Below are 18,072 nucleotides of genomic sequence, written 5' to 3' on the forward strand. Positions count from 1 at the left end.
TTTGCTTGACGCGGGTTTTATATCATATTTTGTTAAGTTGTTGGAAATCGGGAGTGTTAATGTCACAACAAGGTGCTTTTAAGCCTAAGAGTAAGCCGAGGGATTTGCAGGTCGATAGCCTCAAGCTGCCGCCGCATTCAATAGAGGCTGAACAATCGGTATTAGGCGGCCTCATGTTAGACGCCGACGCTTGGGATAAGGTGGCCGAAACCGTGGTGAAAGAGGATTTTTATTCCCGCTCACACAGGATGATTTTTGCGGCCATGCACCGTTTAGTCGAAACGGGTCAACCCATCGACTTAATCACGGTTTCTGAACAGCTTGAACTTGAAAATCAACTCGAAGAAGCAGGTGGCTTTGCCTACTTAGGCGAGATTGCCAAAAACACCCCGAGCGCGGGTAACATCGTTTCCTACGCCGAGATTGTCCGCGAGCGCGCCGTGGTGCGGGAGATGATCCGCGTTGCCCATGAGATTGCCGATGCGGGTTACAATCCCGAGGGACGCGATTCCAGCGCCTTGCTCGACTTGGCCGAGAGTAAAGTCTTTAAGATTGCTGAGCAGCGCACCAATGCCAACGAAGGTCCCGAAGGCATCAAAACCATTCTCGAAAAAACCGTCGATAAGATTGAGCAGCTATACAACAACCCACACAACGGTGTGACTGGTGTATCGAGCGGTTTTAGCGACCTCGACCGAATGACAGCAGGCTTCCAATCCGGTGACTTGATCATCGTCGCGGCGCGTCCCTCTATGGGGAAAACCACCTTCGCCATGAACCTCTGCGAACAGGCGGCGATGAATGAAGACAAGCCTGTGCTGATTTTCAGTCTCGAGATGCCCTCGGAACAGATCATGATGCGTATGCTGGCCTCCTTGGGGCGCGTCGATCAAACTAAAATTCGTACCGGCCAACTGGATGATGAGGATTGGGCGCGGGTGTCATCGACCATGGGGATCATGCTCGAGCAGGGCAAGATGTATATCGACGACGGTTCAGGCTTAACCCCAACCGAAGTGCGTAGCCGTGCCCGCCGTATTGCCCGTGAACATGGCGGCTTATCGATGATCATGGTCGACTACTTGCAGCTGATGCAAGTGCCAGCATTATCAGATAACCGTACCCTAGAAATTGCCGAAATCTCTCGCTCTCTCAAGGCATTGGCTAAAGAGTTAGAGATCCCCGTTATTGCACTTTCCCAGCTCAACCGCTCGCTCGAACAACGTGCTGACAAGCGCCCAGTAAACTCGGACTTACGTGAATCGGGTTCTATTGAGCAGGATGCGGACCTCATCATGTTTATTTACCGTGATGAGGTGTATAACAACGATTCTCCCGATAAGGGCACGGCAGAAATCATTATCGGTAAGCAGCGTAACGGCCCAATTGGGCGTGTGCGCTTGACCTTCCAAGGCCAGTTTTCCCGTTTTGATAACTATGCTGGCCCACAGTTTGAAGAAGATTAATTTCTGGAGTTAGAAGCTAAGCACTGCTTATGTATTCTTTTTTATTTCCTGACTTTTCCAAATAGACAAGGCAAATTTTGAAACCTTTTCCCCGAGCAGAAATTAGCAGTAGTGCACTGCAAAACAATCTCGCCGTCTTGCGTCAACAGGCGAGTCGCAGCCAAGTGATGGCGGTGGTGAAAGCCAATGGTTATGGTCATGGATTATTAAATGTTGCCAACTGTTTACACACTGCCGATGGCTTTGGCCTAGCCCGTTTAGAAGAGGCATTAGAGCTGCGCGCTGGTGGTGTTAAGGCGCGTTTGTTATTGCTTGAGGGCTTCTTTAGAAGCACCGATTTACCTTTATTGGTCGCCCACGATATCGATACAGTGGTGCACCACGAATCGCAAATCGAGATGTTAGAGCTGGCAACGTTATCGAAACCTGTTACAGTCTGGTTGAAAGTCGATTCGGGTATGCATCGTTTAGGCGTGACACCAGAGCAATTTGCACAGGTGTATGCGCGTTTGACGGCCTGTGAAAATGTCGCTAAACCTATCCATCTGATGACCCACTTTGCCTGTGCTGATGAGCCCGAAAATTATTACACCCAAGTGCAAATGCAAACCTTTAACCAGTTAACCGCGGATTTACCGGGTTTTAGAACTCTTGCCAATTCGGCGGGAGCGCTTTTTTGGCCTAAAAGCCAAGGGGATTGGATCCGTCCAGGGATCGCACTCTATGGTGTGTCTCCCGTGACCGGGGATTGCGGTGCTAATCATGGTTTGATCCCGGCGATGAACCTAGTCTCTCGCTTGATTGCGGTGCGCCATCATAAAGCGGGGCAACCCGTAGGTTATGGTTGTTATTGGACGGCGAAACAAGATACTCGCCTTGGCGTTGTAGCCATTGGTTATGGTGATGGTTATCCGCGTAATGCGCCAGAAGGCACGCCTGTGTGGGTTAATGGTCGCCGAGTGCCAATTGTCGGTCGTGTATCTATGGATATGCTAACCGTCGATTTAGGTGCCGATGCGACAGACCTTGTGGGCGATGAAGCATTGCTCTGGGGCGCCGCCTTACCAGTTGAGGAAGTCGCCGAGCATATTGGCACCATCGCCTATGAATTAGTGACTAAACTTACTCCAAGGGTCGCGGTTTGCCTTGCATAAGCCATCCTAGTGGATACAAGAAAACGGTGCATTCGCGCCGTTTTTTATGGTCAAAAAATGATTATTGAGCGGATATCTGCCAGCCGTTCTGCACTTGGTTATTGTAGCCTTTAAGGGCGATAATCAAGCTTGCAGAGCGACGTGAATGGAGTGCTACAGATTAGCTATTGATGATGGGTTAATTTTCAAAGCAGATTTCAATAAAAGCTGTGCCGTATGGGCTACTGAAGGGCATGATAATTTTAGTGCCATTTGCTTTATGGGAAATGGTATGCCCTTTACCCGAGACTACCATAGGGGTTGCCATTTCGAACTCGTAACCCTTTTGTCCTAAAAGATTTTTTGCCCCACCTGTGACCATGTTGGTGATTTCACCCACGAGATCTGTGACTTCTTCGTTTATCTTACCTGGGTTTTCCCCAAGCATATTTTGCATGATCTGCAGTACCAGTTTCTGTTCAAAGGTAATAGATAACGACCCCTTAGTCTGCGGTCCAACCATACCAATTAACCCTGACACATCACCCTTGGCTAAGTTGTCGGTTTTAATTTGGGGCTTGCCCGGAGTGAGATCCATACTGGCCATCGTCGAAATCACATTGAGCAGGGATTGCAGAAAAGGGTTAATAAAATTGACGTTCATGCTTCAGTGTTTCCTCTTATGAACTTAAGCCTTATGGTCACCATGTCATTAAGGTTAGACGAAAAGTGGCTGAATCACAGCAATCTTAATCACACTCTATCAGCTTAGATGACACCAATGGAAATGTGAGGTTAATTTCACGATTTTATTGTTATTTATCCTCGAAACAGCTTAAAACCACATCACTCAAGAGCCGCATTTTCGATATTTTTAGCTCCGATTATCGATACGCGATTTTGTCAGCCCAAGTTTGCTTACTCCCTATGGATCAACCAATTTCACCTAAATAAAGATGGGTAGTTGCTGATAGCATTCTAGATTTTTACCTCTTTAGAAATTTAATGTCATTAATTTTCATGGTGTTAGTTTTATTTCCATATGGAGGTTTAGCTTATTAAATCGCCAGCAAGACCTAGCGCGCATTTCAGTTTCAAATTGTGACTAAGATTAAATTGTAATGTAAATGATAATAATTATTGATTGCAATTTATGTTTTGCATATATTAGCGGCGATTAACAGATGGGGGACATCTGTTACAGAGTTTACTCCGCAACAGGAATGCTTTTGATGAAATTTGCAAAACGCCGCAATGGCCGAGTTACGCTCGGTGCCCATGTTTTAGGTTCGTTAACGATTGGTATGGCGGTTTCAGCCGCTCCGGCTATGGCGACGGAGCCTCAGCCACAAGTCGTTGATAAAAAAGTTGAACATATTGAAGTGAACGGTGAGTACTTAGGTTACAACACCCGTAAAGTGCAATCGGGTAAATTTACCGAAGATCTGCTCAATACCGCTAAAACTGTTACCGTTATCAATCAAGATTTAATCAAAGACATGGGCGCCCAGAGCTTTACCGATGCGCTGCGTGCAACTCCTGGTATTACCTTAGGTACAGGTGAGGGTGGCAACCCCTACGGTGATAGACCTTTCATTCGTGGTTACGATGCCCAATCTTCAACCTTTATCAATGGTATGCGTAATGTGGGCTCACAAAGCCGCGAAACCTTTAACATTGAACAAATTGAAGTCCTGAAAGGCCCAAGCTCTGTGTATAACGGTCGTGGCGCCGTTGGCGGTAGCATCAATATTGTGACCAAAAAAGCCCAATCCGAAGACTTTATTAATGCCGATGTTGCCGTCGGAACGGATTCGCTTAAACGCGCCAGTGTCGATGTGAACCATGTGATTGCCGATGAGGCTGCAGTCCGTATCAACATGATGGCCCACGATGCCGATACCCCAAGGCGCGATGAAGTCACGGGTAATCGTTGGGGCGTAGCGCCTTCGGTGACCTTTGGTTTAACCACGCCAACCAAAGTCACACTCGAATATTATCACTTTGAAAATCATGATATTCCTGATTACGGTATTCCCTACGATCAGGCAACGGGTCAACCTGCGGATGTCGACCCTGATAACTTCTACGGTTTGTTGTCGCGGGATTTTCGCGACACTATGGATGATACGGCGTCAGTGTTGATCAGCCATGATTTCAACAACGACATGCAGTTCACTTCGACCTCCATCTATAGCCGTAACAGCAATTACTATATTGTGACTAACCCAGACGACACTACGGGTAACGTGGCTAATGGTTATGTTTGGCGAAACACTAAGTCGCGCCATTCGGTTACTAAGACCTTAGCGACTCAATTGCAACTCTCGGGTGAAGCAAAACTCGCGGGAATGACTAACCGTTTTGCCGTCGGTACTGAACTCAGTAACGAACGTACCAGCAATTTGAGTTACGCCATCGATACGGGTAATGGCCGTAACGCAGGTTGTAATCAGGCGATGCTAGATAACTATAACTGTACCTTGTTGGATAATCCAAATCCGCACGATCCTTGGGTAGGCACTATCACACTTGGCACAGATCCGACTGTGACTGAAACCGATACTCGCTCTATTTATGCCTTTAACACCATTGAGTTAACCGAAGCGTGGATGGTGAATGCAGGGATCCGTTGGGATGATTACAGCACCAGTGCGGAGAACTCCACCTCTCAATTTAGCAATGACACTGACTTCTTCAACTACCAATTGTCGGTACTTTATAAGCCTGCTGAAAACGGCAGTATTTATGCCGCGTGGGGCACTTCTTCTAATCCTCCGGGTACCTCAAATGGTGATGGCGCGGATCGCCTCGGCAGTGCCAACGCCGATTTAGAACCTGAAGACACCGAAAGCTATGAGTTAGGCACTAAGTGGGACTTCTTTGCGGGACGTTTATCTCTGAATGGTTCGGTATTCCAAATCGAGAAAAACAACGCTCGGGTCGCGACCTCTGGCGATCGTAATTCGCCGCAGGAAAATGTGGGCGAGCAAAAGGTTAAGGGTTTTGAGCTAGGCTTCTCCGGTGACTTTACTGAGCATTGGCAAGGTTTTGGTGGCTATACCTACTTGGACGCGACGCTGGAAAGCAATGGTTATAACCAAGCACTGAATGGCAATCGCTTCCCTAATACCGCTAAAAATAGCTTAAGTTTATTCACGACTTACGATGTGGCTGAGGCGTTCACTGTCGGTACGGGTGCGTACTACATGGGTAAAGTTTATGGTAATACGGCTAATACGCTGTCGATTCCATCCTACTGGCGTTTTGATTTGACTTCATCTTATAAAATGAATGAATTCTTGACCTTACGCCTGAACGTGCAGAATCTAACGGATGAGCGTTATTACGATAAAGCGTACACTGCGCACTTTGCTAATATGGCCCCTGGTCGCTTAGTGATGTTAAGTGCCGACATGCACTTCTAAGCCGTATTAATCGAGATCTGAATGGCAGCCCTAGGGCTGCCTTTGATGTTTATGCTATTCCAATAGGATTTTGAAATGCTTATTGAAATTCCGAATATATTTTCTAAAGAAGAAGTCAATCAGCTAAGGGAGGAGCTCGATGCCCGCACTTGGATTGATGGCAATCAGACCTCGGGCGTGATGGCGAGTACCCGCAAACGTAATCAGCAGTTAGACAAAGATGATCCCGTGGCGCTTCAAATCGGTGAGCTGATCATTGCGCGTTTATTGGCCCACCCTTTATTTGTGTCGGCGGCCCTTCCATTACAGTTTTATCCTCCCTTGTTTAATCGTTATCAAGGCGGAGAAACCTTTGGCTATCATATCGATAATGCGATTCGCTCAACCAGCGAAGGCATGGTGCGTACCGATCTGTCAGCCACCTTATTTTTAAGTGAGCCAGACACTTATCAAGGTGGTGAGCTGGTGATCCAAGATACCTATGGTCAGCAAAGCATAAAGCTCGCTGCGGGCTCATTGGTGTTGTATCCCTCGACAAGCTTGCATCAAGTTACTCCTGTTAACTCGGGTGAACGCACCGCTGCGTTTATGTGGTTGCAGAGTATGGTGCGCGATGAGGGGCAGCGCCGCTTGCTATTTCAACTCGATCAATCGATTCAAGCGTTGACGGCGCAGGCCGCGCCAGAACAAGAGTTGTTTAATCTGACGGGGGTTTACCATAACTTGCTCAGACGTTGGAGCGAGTTGTAGTGATTCTAAGCTAGGCTTCTCTACCTGCTTCATCTCCCCAAAGCGGGCGGTTTAGGGTATAATCCCGCCAGCTCTGAGGGGCAACAAAACAGTAAACGTTAACTCGTTTACTGTTTTTGTATTTTTACGCTGGCGCAGCATTGCTCATCCGCGGCTTAAATTAAGGCGCTTTATCCCTCAAAGCTTGAACTTACTGGCAAATTTTAATTACTAGAGTCGATAGTCACGTGTTGAAAAATAATCTTAATGATGGTCTACAGCTCGACCGCACTTTTTCCATTGCGCCCATGTTTGATTGGACGGATCGTCATTACCGTTATTTTGCGCGTTTGATGTCGACCAATGCCTTGTTGTATACCGAGATGGTGACGACGGGGGCGATTTTGCATGGTCGTGGTGATTACCTTGCCTATAACCAAGAAGAGCATCCTCTTGCATTGCAATTGGGGGGCTCGAATCCTGCTGAACTTGCTCGCTGCGCCAAACTTGCCGCCGAGCGCGGTTATGATGAAGTAAACCTCAATGTGGGCTGTCCTTCCGATCGGGTGCAAAATGGTCGCTTTGGTGCCTGTTTGATGGCTGAGCCTGAGCTGGTGGCTGAGTGTGTCGATGCCATGAAGCAAGTGGTTGATATTCCTGTGACGGTAAAAACGCGCATCGGAATTGACGAGCAGGATAGCTATGAGTTTTTGACTCACTTTATTGATACTGTCATGGCTAAAGGCTGTGGTGAGTTTATTATCCATGCGCGTAAAGCGTGGTTACAGGGATTAAGCCCGAAGGAAAATCGCGAGATTCCGCCCTTAGATTACGACCGAGTGTATCAGCTCAAGCGTGATTATCCGACGCTCAATATCAGCATTAACGGTGGCATAACCAGTCTTGAACAGGCTAAAACCCACTTGCAGCACTTAGATGGTGTGATGGTCGGGCGTGAGGCTTACCAAAATCCGTATATCCTCGCTCAAGTTGACCAACTGCTCTGTGGTAGCCAAAAGGCGGTAATTAGCCGTGAAGCTGTGATTGAGGCTATGTTGCCCTACATCGAGGCTCACCTGCAGGCAGGCGGGCGCTTAAATCATATCACTCGCCATATGATTGGCTTATTCCAAGGCTTACCTGGGGCCCGTGCTTGGCGTCGTTATTTGAGCGAAAACGCCCATAAAAACGGTGCTGGTATTGAGGTGGTCAAGCAAGCTTATCAAAGTATTCAGAGCGAAATGGTTGCTCAGTAATTATTCGATTTAAAAAGTGGTGAGATTGGCTAATGCTTGTAGTATTTTTCACCACTTTAACCTTTCTCAAAAATCTCGCTCATATAGCCCACCCTAAAAATTAATTGTTAAATCATTAATAATTAATGTGTTAAATCGATTTTGATAAATTGGCACGCCCTTTGTAGTAGTCCCTATGTCAAGTTAATCAATCGGAAAGGGACGACATCATGTTTACTTCAAATGCTAAAAAATCAGTTCAAGCAAGTGTGTTATTCGGTGCATTAATGGCGAGCGTTGCAGCACACGCCGAAGCGGCACCAGTATCAGACGTAGTGAGCGCCATCGAGCAAACTTTGAGTACCCAAGCGCAGGAGTTGTTGGTTAACACTAAGCGTGAACTGGTGTTATCACTGCAAACACAATTAGCTGAAAGTATCTACGACTTCAATAGCCAGCTAACACTGAGCGCGGATAACCAAGGTGAGTCTGTCACCTCAGGCGAATACAGCGCAAACAAGTAAGGAGCTGCCTATGTGGTTTGTAGCACCTCTTATGACTCTGCTACTGCTACCAGTGATTAGCCTAGCGTTGTTTTCAGGAATTATCTGCTGGTTTCAGTGGCACAGTGTCAGCGATAAATAAATCATTCATCGATTGGAGTTCAAAAATGAAACGAGCGCAAATGCGAATGGACAATTCAGAACGTTTAGTCTGTGGTGTTGCCTCTGGTATGGCGTGGCAATTCGGTTGGTCCTGTTTTTGGACTCGTGTGGTGTGGGCTGGCGCGATTCTGTTTATGCCGGGTGTGAGCCTGCTGGTTTACTTTGTATTGGCTTTACTTGTCGATCAATGGAAAAGACCGATTTAACCTAAGTTTCTGCTCCCTCGATTTGGGGACGTTAACGATTACAGCCGATGCAAGTTTATGGACACAACCTTTAGCGGGATGTTATCAACAAGAGGGCACATCGACCCTCATGCCAATAGTGAACTCTGTTTAAATGGGTATCACTTTTTAAGAAAAGCCTGAAATCTGGCCTTTGCTTCATCGCTTTTGAGTCTTGCACTAAATTGTTCTAACTCTTGATGCATCTGGTGTTGCACGCGATTTTTATGTGGTCGCATCAACTGACGGGTAATTTGTAGTGCTTGCGGTGGTTGGTTAGCCAATTTCTTGGCCTGATTAAGTGCGTAACCGAGCAACTCTTCTTGGGCGATCACATCGTTGATGATATTCAGCCTGTGCGCTGTGTTAGCATCAAAACTTTCACCTAGAAGTAATAGCTCTGCCGCCTTCTGATAACCCACCAATTCGGGTAAGAGTAAGCTTGCGCCAGCCTCGGGCACTAGGGCCAAATTCACGAAGGGCAGTTGGAATTTAGCTGTGTTGTCGGCATAGACCAAATCACAATGCAACAGCACCGTTGTGCCTATGCCAACGGCTGCACCAGAGACCGCAGCGACCAGTGGCTTTTTGAGTTCCAATAGGCAAAATAGGAAGCGCACCGCGGGGTGATTTGGACCTAAGTCACTATTTTTCAAAAAGTCAGCAACATCATTGCCCGAGGTGAAACAATTATCTTCGCCATGGAGCATAAAGGCACGAATGTCGTTGTCTGCTTCACCTTCGATCAGGTATTCTGTCAGTTGTTTATACATATTAAGATCAAGTGCATTGCGTTTATCTGGGCGATTAAAGCTGATAATACGAACGCCCTGATCATCCCGAACCTGTATATGACTCATGGGTTGTTTTCCTTTACGACGACATTGGGTAGACATGGAGTTTAAGACATTGAAACCGATATTCAAACAGATGTTTAATTTTGTCGCATTATCCTGCGCATCATTTTCTGTTTTCGCCAGCGTAGTGATGACCGAAGGTCATGTCCGTGCAATGCCTGATACAGTGCCAAATACCGCCGCTTACTTTACGCTCGAAAATCATAGCGATAAAACGGTTCGCCTTACCGGAGTGACCACTGATGTCGCAAAGGAAGCGCAATTACACACTATTATTGAAGAACAAGGCATGGTCAAAATGCGCCAAGTTGAAGGCTTCGATATTCCATCCCATGGAAAATTATCCCTAACGCCGTCTGGGGAGCATGTCATGCTAATCGGACTCAAAGCCCCATTAGCCTTAGAGCACCAAGTTAAACTGCAATTAGAGTTTAACAATGGCGAGAATATGACGATTACACTGCCTGTTGCTAAGCAGGCCGAGAATGCTGCTGAACATGAGCATCATCACCATCATTAAGGAGTCACTTGATGCAAGTAACATGGAAGAAGGTCACCGGAGTCGGTTTATTTGTTGTTTTAATTGGTTATCTTGTGAGTGTCTGGTGGAGTATTGAACCCGATACTCTGACACCACAACAGCTGACGGCCACAGAGAAGAATGTCGTGGGTTATGCAACCACTACGTCGTTGATCCTGACCGTTGAAACATTGCTGGATAAACAGGGTGGTTGGTTATCAAACGATGTGATGCCACCTTCGATTTTTATGGATAACATGCCTGCGTTTGAGTACGGCGCTTTAGAGCAAGTCCGTGATTTAGCACTGATTATGCGTAAAGAGTTTAGCCGCTCCCAGTCTCAATCCGCGGCGGATAAAGACTTAAGCGAAGCGCAGGCGAAGCTGAACATCGACCATACCAGTTGGTTAGTGCCAAGCGCTGAGAGCGAATACCGCGATGGCGTTAAGCTGCTCAAGTTGTATCGCGCACGCATGATGGATCCAAACAATCAGGATGCCCAGTTTTACGCTCGTGCCGACAACCTTAACGAGTGGCTCAAAGAAGTTCAAAAACGTTTAGGCAGTATGTCGCAACGTTTATCGGCAAGTGTTGGGCAAGAGCGGTTAAATACTGATTTAGCGGGCGATAATGCCGCGCGTCAATCGACTCCCAATTTAGCCAGTCATCAGGTGAAAACCAGCTGGTGGAAAATTGATGATGTGTTCTATGAGAGCCGTGGTGCCTCGTGGGCACTGCTGAATTTTATGCGTGCAGTCGAAGTCGACTTTGCTGATGTATTGAAAAAGAAAAATGCTGAGGTCAGCCTAAGACAGATCATTCGTGAGCTGGAGGCGACTCAACAAACAGTTTGGAGCCCTGTGGTACTTAATGGCAGTGGTTTCGGTCTAGTCGCTAATCATTCATTGGTTATGGCTAACTATGTGTCCCGTGCGAATGCCGCGGTGATTGATTTAACGAACTTGCTATCTCAAGGTTAATTATGAAAAAAACACTCCTCGCCAGTGCGGTATTAGGATGCTTAATGGCCACTTCTGCCCAAGCGGCAACAGTGGTTGGGTTTAAAATTGGTGGTGATTACTGGCGCGCCGATACCAGCGGTACTTTTGCCGACAAGGGTCAGCCACAACAAGGTTTTGACTACAGTTCATCGGCACAAGGTAGCTACTGGATTGCGGTTGAGCATCCGCTGCCGTTTATCCCGAATCTAAAAATTCGTGAAAATAGCTTAGATCAGAAGGGCAGTCTGACTAATGCAGACTTCAGCTTCAATGGCCATGATTTTACGGGTAATGTAACCAGCTATACCGATCTTAGTAACACAGATTTTGTGCTTTATTACGAGCTGCTAGATAACGACATTCTGTCTTTGGATCTCGGTGCTGCCTATAAGCTAATGAATGGCTCTTTGCGCGTCCAAGATGCGGGTCATCCTGAAGAGAAAGACGTCGATAGCGGCATTGTGATGGGTTATGCCAGTACGCACGTGAGCATGCCTGGTCTAGGGTTATTCGGCTTTGCGGATTTAATGCTTGGGGTGAACGAGTCTAACGTACATGACTATGCCATCGGCTTAGGCTGGGAGTTTGACGGCGTGGCGGTGGATACCCGTGTGCGCGTTGGTTATCGTGAGTTTGCCTTTGATGTGAATAATTTCTCTGGCATCAGCGCCGATACCAAGTTTGACGGTTATTTCGCGGGCGTAGAAATTGATTTCTAAGCGCTAATGCGTAAGCAATAAAAAACCGCCATTTAGGCGGTTTTTTATTGGCGGTTAACGCTTAACTTATTCGACTTTTAAGCCGTTGTTGATGGCGATAACGTCGTCTTCATTTAAGGTTCCGGCGGCTTGTTTCAGCGCAACAATTGAGTTGATGTAGCTGTAACGTGCATCAGATAGCTTACGTTTTGAGTCGTACAGGTCACGGGTACGGTTCAGTACGTCAACAATGGTACGAGTACCGACTTCAAAGCCCGCTTGTGTCGCTTTTAACGCACTTTCAGAAGAAATCACTGACTGCTCATAGGCACGGATAGAGCTGATAGAGGCACCCACGTTGTTGTAGTTGTTACGAACGTTTTTCACTACACTACGGTAGGTTTGCTCTAACTTCTCGCTCGCTTCCACATATTGGAACTGCGCTTCTTTTACCTGTGAAGTGACTTTAAAGCCTTCGAAGATTGGAATGCTTAAGTTCACGCCTACGTTCACATTGTCAAAATCAGGCTCATTCACATCGCCAGTCTTTTGCTCTAACCCTTTGTTATAGCCAGCATTTAAACTCAGCGATGGCATGTGGCCCGCTTTGTAGAGGCTAATGGTCTCTTGGGCGATATCTTTACCGATGCGTTGAGTCATCAGATCGACACTGTTGGTCTCAGCAATCTTTAACCAGTCGCTTGATGAGCTTGGTGCAGGCGTTACCGCAGAGAAGCGGTTTGTGTCGAGCACGTTTAGAGCTTTGTGATCGATACCTGTGATTTCACGCAGGGCTTCGTAACTGTTAGCTAGCGTGTTTTCTGCCAAAATTTCAGTGGCCGAGGCTAAGTCATACTGAGCTTGCGCTTCATGTACGTCGGTAATCGCAGTTAAACCCACGGCAAAACGTTGTTTAGTTTGCTCGAGTTGACGTTCAATCGCACGTTTTTCAGCGCCTTGGAACTCGTAGTTATCTTTAGCCGTTAACACATCAAAGTAGGCTTTAGTCACACGAGTGATCAAATTTTGCAGTGCAGAAGCATAGTTAGAATCGGCTTGAGAAGCGGCTTTTTCGGCAAGACTTAAGCCAACCCAAGCGCTGTGATCATAGATCACTTGATTCAGCTTTAGGCTTCCGGTCAATCCACTGGCATCGCTCTTAGGATCATTCCATGCTTTGTCATAACCCACGTTAGCACTGATGGTTGGTAACAGTGGTGCACGGTTTTGTTCGATCTTTTCAAACAAGGCATTACGTTGAGCTTGTGCTTGTAATACTAGCGGGTCGCTCGTCAGTGCTTGTTGATATATTTGCAGTAAATCGTCTGCTTGAACCGCTTGAGCGGAAGCTGCGAGAGTTAATGCTGCGCATAGAGAACGGATCTTAAATTTCATTTGCTGTCCTTATTAGACAAATTCTCCAAAAGGAGAAATATGTAACTTCGTTTAGACTAAGTAATGCCTTTACCAAGGCGGTTTGCGCTTCCCGACGCTTCCCGATACAGCTAAAACTTAATGTCGTAGAGTCTAAAAACTCCCACACGTTCAAGTCAACTGCGAAGTGTAACAGATTTTATTTTAAAAATGAGCCAAATTGCCTTGATAATAGGCGAAAATTTAACGCTTAAGGATTGAAATATGAAGCCTGCTGGTTTTTCACAAACAGATGTTGAAATTCTCGAGAAAAAGTCACTGTATCAGGGCTTTTTTGCCTTGGAGCAGTTTACCTTCAAGCATAAACTATTTGCTGGCGGTTGGAGTCAAGCCGTTACCCGCGAAGTATTCGAACGCGGTCATGCCGTGGTGGTTCTGCCCTATGATGTAGCGCGTGACAAGATTGTTTTAATTGAACAAATTCGATTTCCTGCATTAGCGACAACTAAATCTCCTTGGCTAATGGAGTTGGTCGCGGGTATGATTGCGCCCGACGAAACGCCACTGGATGTCGCGCACCGCGAACTGCTGGAAGAAACGGGTTTAACCGCCTGCAATATGCACTATGTGAACAGCTATCTGGCAAGCCCTGGTGGAAGTACGGAGCGTTTCTATTTCTATTGGGCCGAAGTGGATTCATCTAATGCGCAAGGTCTGCACGGATTAGCTGACGAACACGAAGATATTCGATTGCATGTTTTAGACCGTGAGGATGCCTATAATGAGGTCGTCAGCGGGGCAATAGACAATGCGTCGACCGTAATTGGATTGCAGTGGTTGCAATTAAACTATCAGCAACTGGTTAAAGTTGGATAAAAGTTTGACTACTTCAACATCGCACCGAAAACCGCGATATCAACCTAACGTGAGCGACTTTTTAGCGCTGTGCGGGCGTAACTATGGCTATATGCAAAAGTGGTTACCGCTCGATATCGAAGTGGGCCAGTCTTGGCAACTCGAAGGTGACGTGGGTGTATTAGTGATCCGTATTTTAGAAAATACCAAATATACTCAATTAGTTGAGATCTCACGCCCAGTTCAAATCGTGGAGTTTATTAATACTCCCAAGGTGTTAGTGAGAATTTATCACGATGCTAAATTAGCAGAAGTGTTAACTGGTCAACAGATTTACCAATTGCGCCCAGTGTATGATTACCCCAATTTACGCATGTATCATAGCGATGAAAAGTACCAGGTTAATGCATTCCTGGGGGAGTTATTGAAGATTGGTTGCCAACAACGTTTGGTGTGCCAATCTTAGAATTGGGTATTCAATGTGCTGAAAGAGGCTGTCTCTTACTCAATAGCTGAAGAAGAAAGTGTGCGCATAGTGCAAGTCACTGATCCGCACCTTTTTGCCGATCCTGAGGCTCAGTTATTAGGGGTCAACACCAGTAAAAGTTTTGCTGCTGTGCTTAATACGATTCGTGCTGTTAACTATCCCGCGCACCTGATGTTAGCCACGGGCGATTTAAGCCAAGATTATTCCCCCGAATCCTATCGTCAATTCGTGGTCGCGGTGGCGCCACTCAACTTACCTTGCCATTATCTTCCGGGTAATCATGATGATCCGCGGATTATGTTTCTGCATATGCAGGGTGAGCGGATTTTTGGCCAACAACGTATCCTTGCGGGTAGATGGCAAATCTTAATGCTGGACTCCACCGTGCGGGGAAAGCCCGGCGGCAATATGGCCGAGAGTCAATTCGGACTCATTGAACAGGCCATAGCCGCACATCCAGACCGTCATACCTTACTGGTGATGCACCATAACCCTATCTTGGTGAACTGTGCTTGGTTAGACCAACATTGTATGGATAATGGCACTGAGTTCCTCAGACGTGTCGCTCAATACCCACAGGTTAAAGGCTTACTCTGGGGCCATGTGCATCAACAGTTGGATACCGACTACGACGGCCCCCACGGCGCGCTGCAATTAATGGCGACGCCTTCTACTTGTATCCAGTTTAAACCACAATCGCCTTATTTTGCCCTCGATGGACTGCAACCGGGTTATCGTTTGCTGGAGCTGAAGGCCGATGGTAGCATCTGCACTAATGTGTATCGCGTGCCGGGAAATCTGTTTTCCCCCGATAAAGATTCCAGCGGTTATTAACGCGAGTGACCGCAGCTTGAGGAACTATGCTGCTCTATATTCACGGATTCAACAGTTCACCTTTCTCCGATAAAGCGGTGATGACGGCGCGGTATATGGCCGAGCATCACCCGTCCTTAACGTTCCATCAGCCGCAATTACCCAATACACCTAAGGCAGCGATGGCCTTGCTACAGCGTTATGTTGAGGCGGCTAAGCAAGCGAATCAGCCGCTTAACTATATTGGCTCGTCCCTAGGCGGCTATTTTGCGAGTTACTTGGCCGAGCGTTATGGTGGCAGCGCCGTGTTAGTGAATCCGGCGGTAAAACCCTTTGAGCTGTTCGATGAATTTATGGGACCGCAATTTAACCCTTATACCGAAGAACACTACCAGGTATTGCCAGAACATAAGCGCGAAGTGGCTGAATTTAATACGGCTGTTATCCGCAATCCCGATCGTTTTTTGGTACTATTGCAAACGGGCGATGAAGTGCTGGATTATCGAGAAGCACTGCATAAGTATCACCATTGCCAATTGCGGATTGAATCCGGTGGTGATCACAGTTTTGTGGGTTATGAGCGATATTTGCAAACTGTAAGCCAATTTTTACACTTACCTTGACAAACAGTCATCCAGAGCCGCAACATGGCCGGATATAACAACTTATAGCGTACACTATGACGAATCAATACACCTCTGACGCCATTGAAGTTCTTAACGGACTCGACCCAGTTAAACGCCGTCCAGGTATGTATACGGATACCACCCGACCTAACCACTTAGGCCAAGAGGTCATAGATAACAGTGTGGACGAAGCCTTAGCTGGCCATGCCACCAAAATTGAAGTTGTGCTCCACACCGATAACTCCCTCGAAGTCACCGACGATGGTCGGGGGATGCCAGTCGACATTCATCCTGAAGAAGGTATTCCAGGGGTCGAGTTGATCCTCACCAAATTGCATGCTGGCGGTAAATTCTCTAATAAGAATTACCAATTCTCCGGTGGTTTGCACGGTGTGGGGATTTCAGTCGTTAACGCCCTGTCTCGCCGTGTCGAAGTGACAGTGCGTCGCGATGGTCAAGTGTATGATATTGCTTTTGAAAATGGCTTTAAAGTTGAAGAGTTAAAAGTTACTGGTACTTGCGGTCGTCGCAATACGGGTACCCGAGTGCATTTCTGGCCCGACGCCAGCTATTTTGATTCGGCGAATTTCTCCAACTCTAAACTCATCTATTTGCTGCGTGCTAAGGCCGTTTTGTGTCCAGGCCTGAGAATTAAATTTACCAACAAGCAGACCAACGAAGTCCATGAGTGGTATTACGAGACTGGCTTAACCGATTACCTTAAGGCGGCGGTTGGCGATAACTTAATGTTGCCTGAAGAGCCCTTTATCGGCAGTTTTAAAGGTCAAATTGAAGCCGCAGATTGGGCCATTACTTGGTTGCCTGAAGGTGGCGATGCGATTAATGAGAGTTATGTTAACCTCATTCCCACGCCACTCGGTGGTACCCACGTCAATGGCTTCCGCCAAGGTTTGCTGGAGTCGATGCGCGAGTTTTGCGAATTTCGCAATCTGATCCCCCGCGGTATCAAGCTGTCGCCTGAGGATATTTGGGATCGCGCGGCCTTTATTCTATCGGTGAAGATGCAAGACCCACAGTTTGCCGGCCAAACCAAAGAGAAACTGTCGAGCCGTCAAAGCTCGGCCTTTGTCTCTGGCATTGTGCGCGATGCATTCTCACTGTGGCTCAACTCTAATACTGAATTGGCCGAGTCATTGGCTGAGATGTGTATTAACAACGCGCAAAAGCGCTTAAAAGCCGCTAAAAAAGTAGCCCGTAAAAAAGTCACCTCAGGCCCAGCATTACCGGGTAAATTGACCGATTGTAGTGGCCAAGATCCAATGCGCGGCGAACTCTTCCTTGTGGAAGGGGATTCTGCGGGCGGCAGTGCTAAACAGGCGCGTGACCGTGAGTTTCAAGCCATTATGCCGCTGCGCGGTAAGATCCTGAATACTTGGGAAGTCGATGCCTCGCAGGTGTTAGCATCGCAGGAGGTACATGATATCTCTGTGGCGATTGGTTGCGATCCCGATAGCAACGATATCTCCGAGTTAAGATACGGCAAGATTTGTATTCTCGCCGACGCGGACTCCGACGGGCTACATATTGCAACTTTACTCTGCGCTTTGTTTCTGAAACATTACCGTGTGCTGGTTGAACAGGGCCATGTCTATATCGCTATGCCACCACTGTTCCGTATTGATATAGGTAAGGATGTTTACTACGCCTTAGATGAGGCTGAAAAAGAAGGCATTCTCGACCGTATCAGCGCCGAGAATAAAAAGGGTAAGGTTCAAGTGACACGCTTTAAAGGGCTGGGTGAGATGAACCCTCTGCAATTGCGTGAAACAACCATGGATCCAAACACTCGTCGTTTGGTTCAGTTAACCATTGATGACGTAGAAGAAACTGACTCACTAATGGATATGTTGCTAGCTAAGAAACGTTCACCCGATCGTAAAAACTGGCTCGAAGATAAGGGTGACATGGCGGTACTTTAATGTTGTGCACTATTGCCGATA

General features: G+C 47.0%; 18 protein-coding genes. 15 read left to right on the forward strand and 3 right to left on the reverse strand.

Annotated features, from left to right (window positions below; translation table 11 throughout):
* Window positions 1-59: 59 nt before the first annotated feature.
* On the forward strand, window positions 60-1,466 hold the full coding sequence (dnaB, locus tag ACK5NH_RS14325) for a replicative DNA helicase (protein WP_011623987.1): 1,407 nt from the start codon (window positions 60-62) through the stop codon (window positions 1,464-1,466).
* A 77-nt stretch (window positions 1,467-1,543) separates the two neighbouring features.
* Window positions 1,544-2,620, forward strand: coding sequence for an alanine racemase (gene alr, locus ACK5NH_RS14330; RefSeq protein WP_416921102.1), 1,077 nt, complete (start codon window positions 1,544-1,546; stop codon window positions 2,618-2,620).
* A gap of 178 nt (window positions 2,621-2,798) precedes the next feature.
* Here the strand turns inward: alr and ACK5NH_RS14335 are convergent, their stop codons facing one another.
* Window positions 2,799-3,263, reverse strand: a complete 465-nt coding sequence (locus ACK5NH_RS14335; protein WP_011715879.1) for a chemotaxis protein CheX — start codon at window positions 3,261-3,263, stop codon at window positions 2,799-2,801.
* Window positions 3,264-3,831: 568 nt separating this feature from the next.
* Between ACK5NH_RS14335 and ACK5NH_RS14340 the strand changes: the two genes are divergently transcribed.
* The 5 genes from ACK5NH_RS14340 to ACK5NH_RS14360 all read left to right on the forward strand — a co-directional run bounded on the left by ACK5NH_RS14340 (window position 3,832) and on the right by ACK5NH_RS14360 (window position 8,862).
* Entirely contained in the window at window positions 3,832-6,027 is a 2,196-nt protein-coding gene (locus tag ACK5NH_RS14340; RefSeq protein ID WP_416921103.1) for a TonB-dependent receptor, read from the forward strand.
* Window positions 6,028-6,102: 75 nt separating this feature from the next.
* Complete coding sequence (locus ACK5NH_RS14345; RefSeq protein ID WP_416921104.1) at window positions 6,103-6,777, forward strand: Fe2+-dependent dioxygenase; 675 nt, start codon at window positions 6,103-6,105, stop codon at window positions 6,775-6,777.
* Window positions 6,778-7,004: 227 nt separating this feature from the next.
* Window positions 7,005-8,012, forward strand: a complete 1,008-nt coding sequence (gene dusA / locus ACK5NH_RS14350) for a tRNA dihydrouridine(20/20a) synthase DusA (protein WP_416921105.1) — start codon at window positions 7,005-7,007, stop codon at window positions 8,010-8,012.
* Between the two features lie 209 nt (window positions 8,013-8,221).
* Entirely contained in the window at window positions 8,222-8,515 is a 294-nt protein-coding gene (locus ACK5NH_RS14355) for a hypothetical protein (RefSeq protein WP_416921106.1), read from the forward strand.
* 146 nt (window positions 8,516-8,661) lie between these two features.
* Window positions 8,662-8,862, forward strand: coding sequence for a PspC domain-containing protein (locus tag ACK5NH_RS14360; RefSeq protein WP_011623980.1), 201 nt, complete (start codon window positions 8,662-8,664; stop codon window positions 8,860-8,862).
* A 140-nt stretch (window positions 8,863-9,002) separates the two neighbouring features.
* On the opposite strand, the gene ACK5NH_RS14365 is transcribed toward ACK5NH_RS14360, so the two are convergent.
* Window positions 9,003-9,740 carry an enoyl-CoA hydratase-related protein gene (locus ACK5NH_RS14365; protein WP_088211083.1) on the reverse strand — a complete coding sequence of 246 codons (738 nt, stop codon included), beginning with the start codon at window positions 9,738-9,740 and terminating at the stop codon, window positions 9,003-9,005.
* A 34-nt stretch (window positions 9,741-9,774) separates the two neighbouring features.
* Between ACK5NH_RS14365 and ACK5NH_RS14370 the strand changes: the two genes are divergently transcribed.
* From ACK5NH_RS14370 to ACK5NH_RS14380, 3 genes are read left to right on the forward strand one after another with little or no spacing between them, the layout of a single operon-like run.
* Complete coding sequence (locus ACK5NH_RS14370) at window positions 9,775-10,257, forward strand: copper chaperone PCu(A)C (RefSeq protein ID WP_416921107.1); 483 nt, start codon at window positions 9,775-9,777, stop codon at window positions 10,255-10,257.
* 11 nt (window positions 10,258-10,268) lie between these two features.
* Window positions 10,269-11,237 carry a DUF2333 family protein gene (locus tag ACK5NH_RS14375; protein ID WP_416921108.1) on the forward strand — a complete coding sequence of 323 codons (969 nt, stop codon included), beginning with the start codon at window positions 10,269-10,271 and terminating at the stop codon, window positions 11,235-11,237.
* A gap of 2 nt (window positions 11,238-11,239) precedes the next feature.
* Window positions 11,240-11,977 (forward strand): TIGR04219 family outer membrane beta-barrel protein, encoded by a 738-nt coding sequence (locus tag ACK5NH_RS14380; protein ID WP_416921109.1) that lies wholly within the window; start codon window positions 11,240-11,242, stop codon window positions 11,975-11,977.
* 66 nt (window positions 11,978-12,043) lie between these two features.
* Here ACK5NH_RS14380 and tolC read toward each other — a convergent pair whose 3' ends face one another.
* Window positions 12,044-13,351 carry an outer membrane channel protein TolC gene (gene tolC / locus ACK5NH_RS14385; RefSeq protein WP_416921110.1) on the reverse strand — a complete coding sequence of 436 codons (1,308 nt, stop codon included), beginning with the start codon at window positions 13,349-13,351 and terminating at the stop codon, window positions 12,044-12,046.
* 243 nt (window positions 13,352-13,594) lie between these two features.
* Here tolC and nudF point away from each other — a divergent pair, with 243 nt between their 5' ends.
* From nudF to parE, 5 genes are read left to right on the forward strand one after another with little or no spacing between them, the layout of a single operon-like run.
* Window positions 13,595-14,206, forward strand: a complete 612-nt coding sequence (gene nudF, locus ACK5NH_RS14390; RefSeq protein ID WP_416921111.1) for an ADP-ribose diphosphatase — start codon at window positions 13,595-13,597, stop codon at window positions 14,204-14,206.
* Window positions 14,207-14,210: 4 nt separating this feature from the next.
* Window positions 14,211-14,651: a DUF1249 domain-containing protein gene (locus ACK5NH_RS14395; protein ID WP_416921112.1), complete on the forward strand. Its 441-nt coding sequence runs from the start codon at window positions 14,211-14,213 to the stop codon at window positions 14,649-14,651.
* 15 nt (window positions 14,652-14,666) lie between these two features.
* Window positions 14,667-15,506, forward strand: coding sequence for a 3',5'-cyclic-AMP phosphodiesterase (cpdA, locus tag ACK5NH_RS14400; protein WP_416921113.1), 840 nt, complete (start codon window positions 14,667-14,669; stop codon window positions 15,504-15,506).
* A gap of 26 nt (window positions 15,507-15,532) precedes the next feature.
* The gene (locus ACK5NH_RS14405; RefSeq protein ID WP_416921115.1) at window positions 15,533-16,108 is read left to right on the forward strand and encodes a YqiA/YcfP family alpha/beta fold hydrolase; all 576 of its coding nucleotides are present in this window, start codon (window positions 15,533-15,535) and stop codon (window positions 16,106-16,108) included.
* A gap of 56 nt (window positions 16,109-16,164) precedes the next feature.
* Window positions 16,165-18,051 (forward strand): DNA topoisomerase IV subunit B, encoded by a 1,887-nt coding sequence (gene parE, locus ACK5NH_RS14410; RefSeq protein WP_416921117.1) that lies wholly within the window; start codon window positions 16,165-16,167, stop codon window positions 18,049-18,051.
* The last annotated feature ends 21 nt before the right edge of the window (window positions 18,052-18,072 follow it).

Source organism: Shewanella sp. (assembly GCF_047975355.1).
Taxonomy (GTDB): domain Bacteria; phylum Pseudomonadota; class Gammaproteobacteria; order Enterobacterales; family Shewanellaceae; genus Shewanella.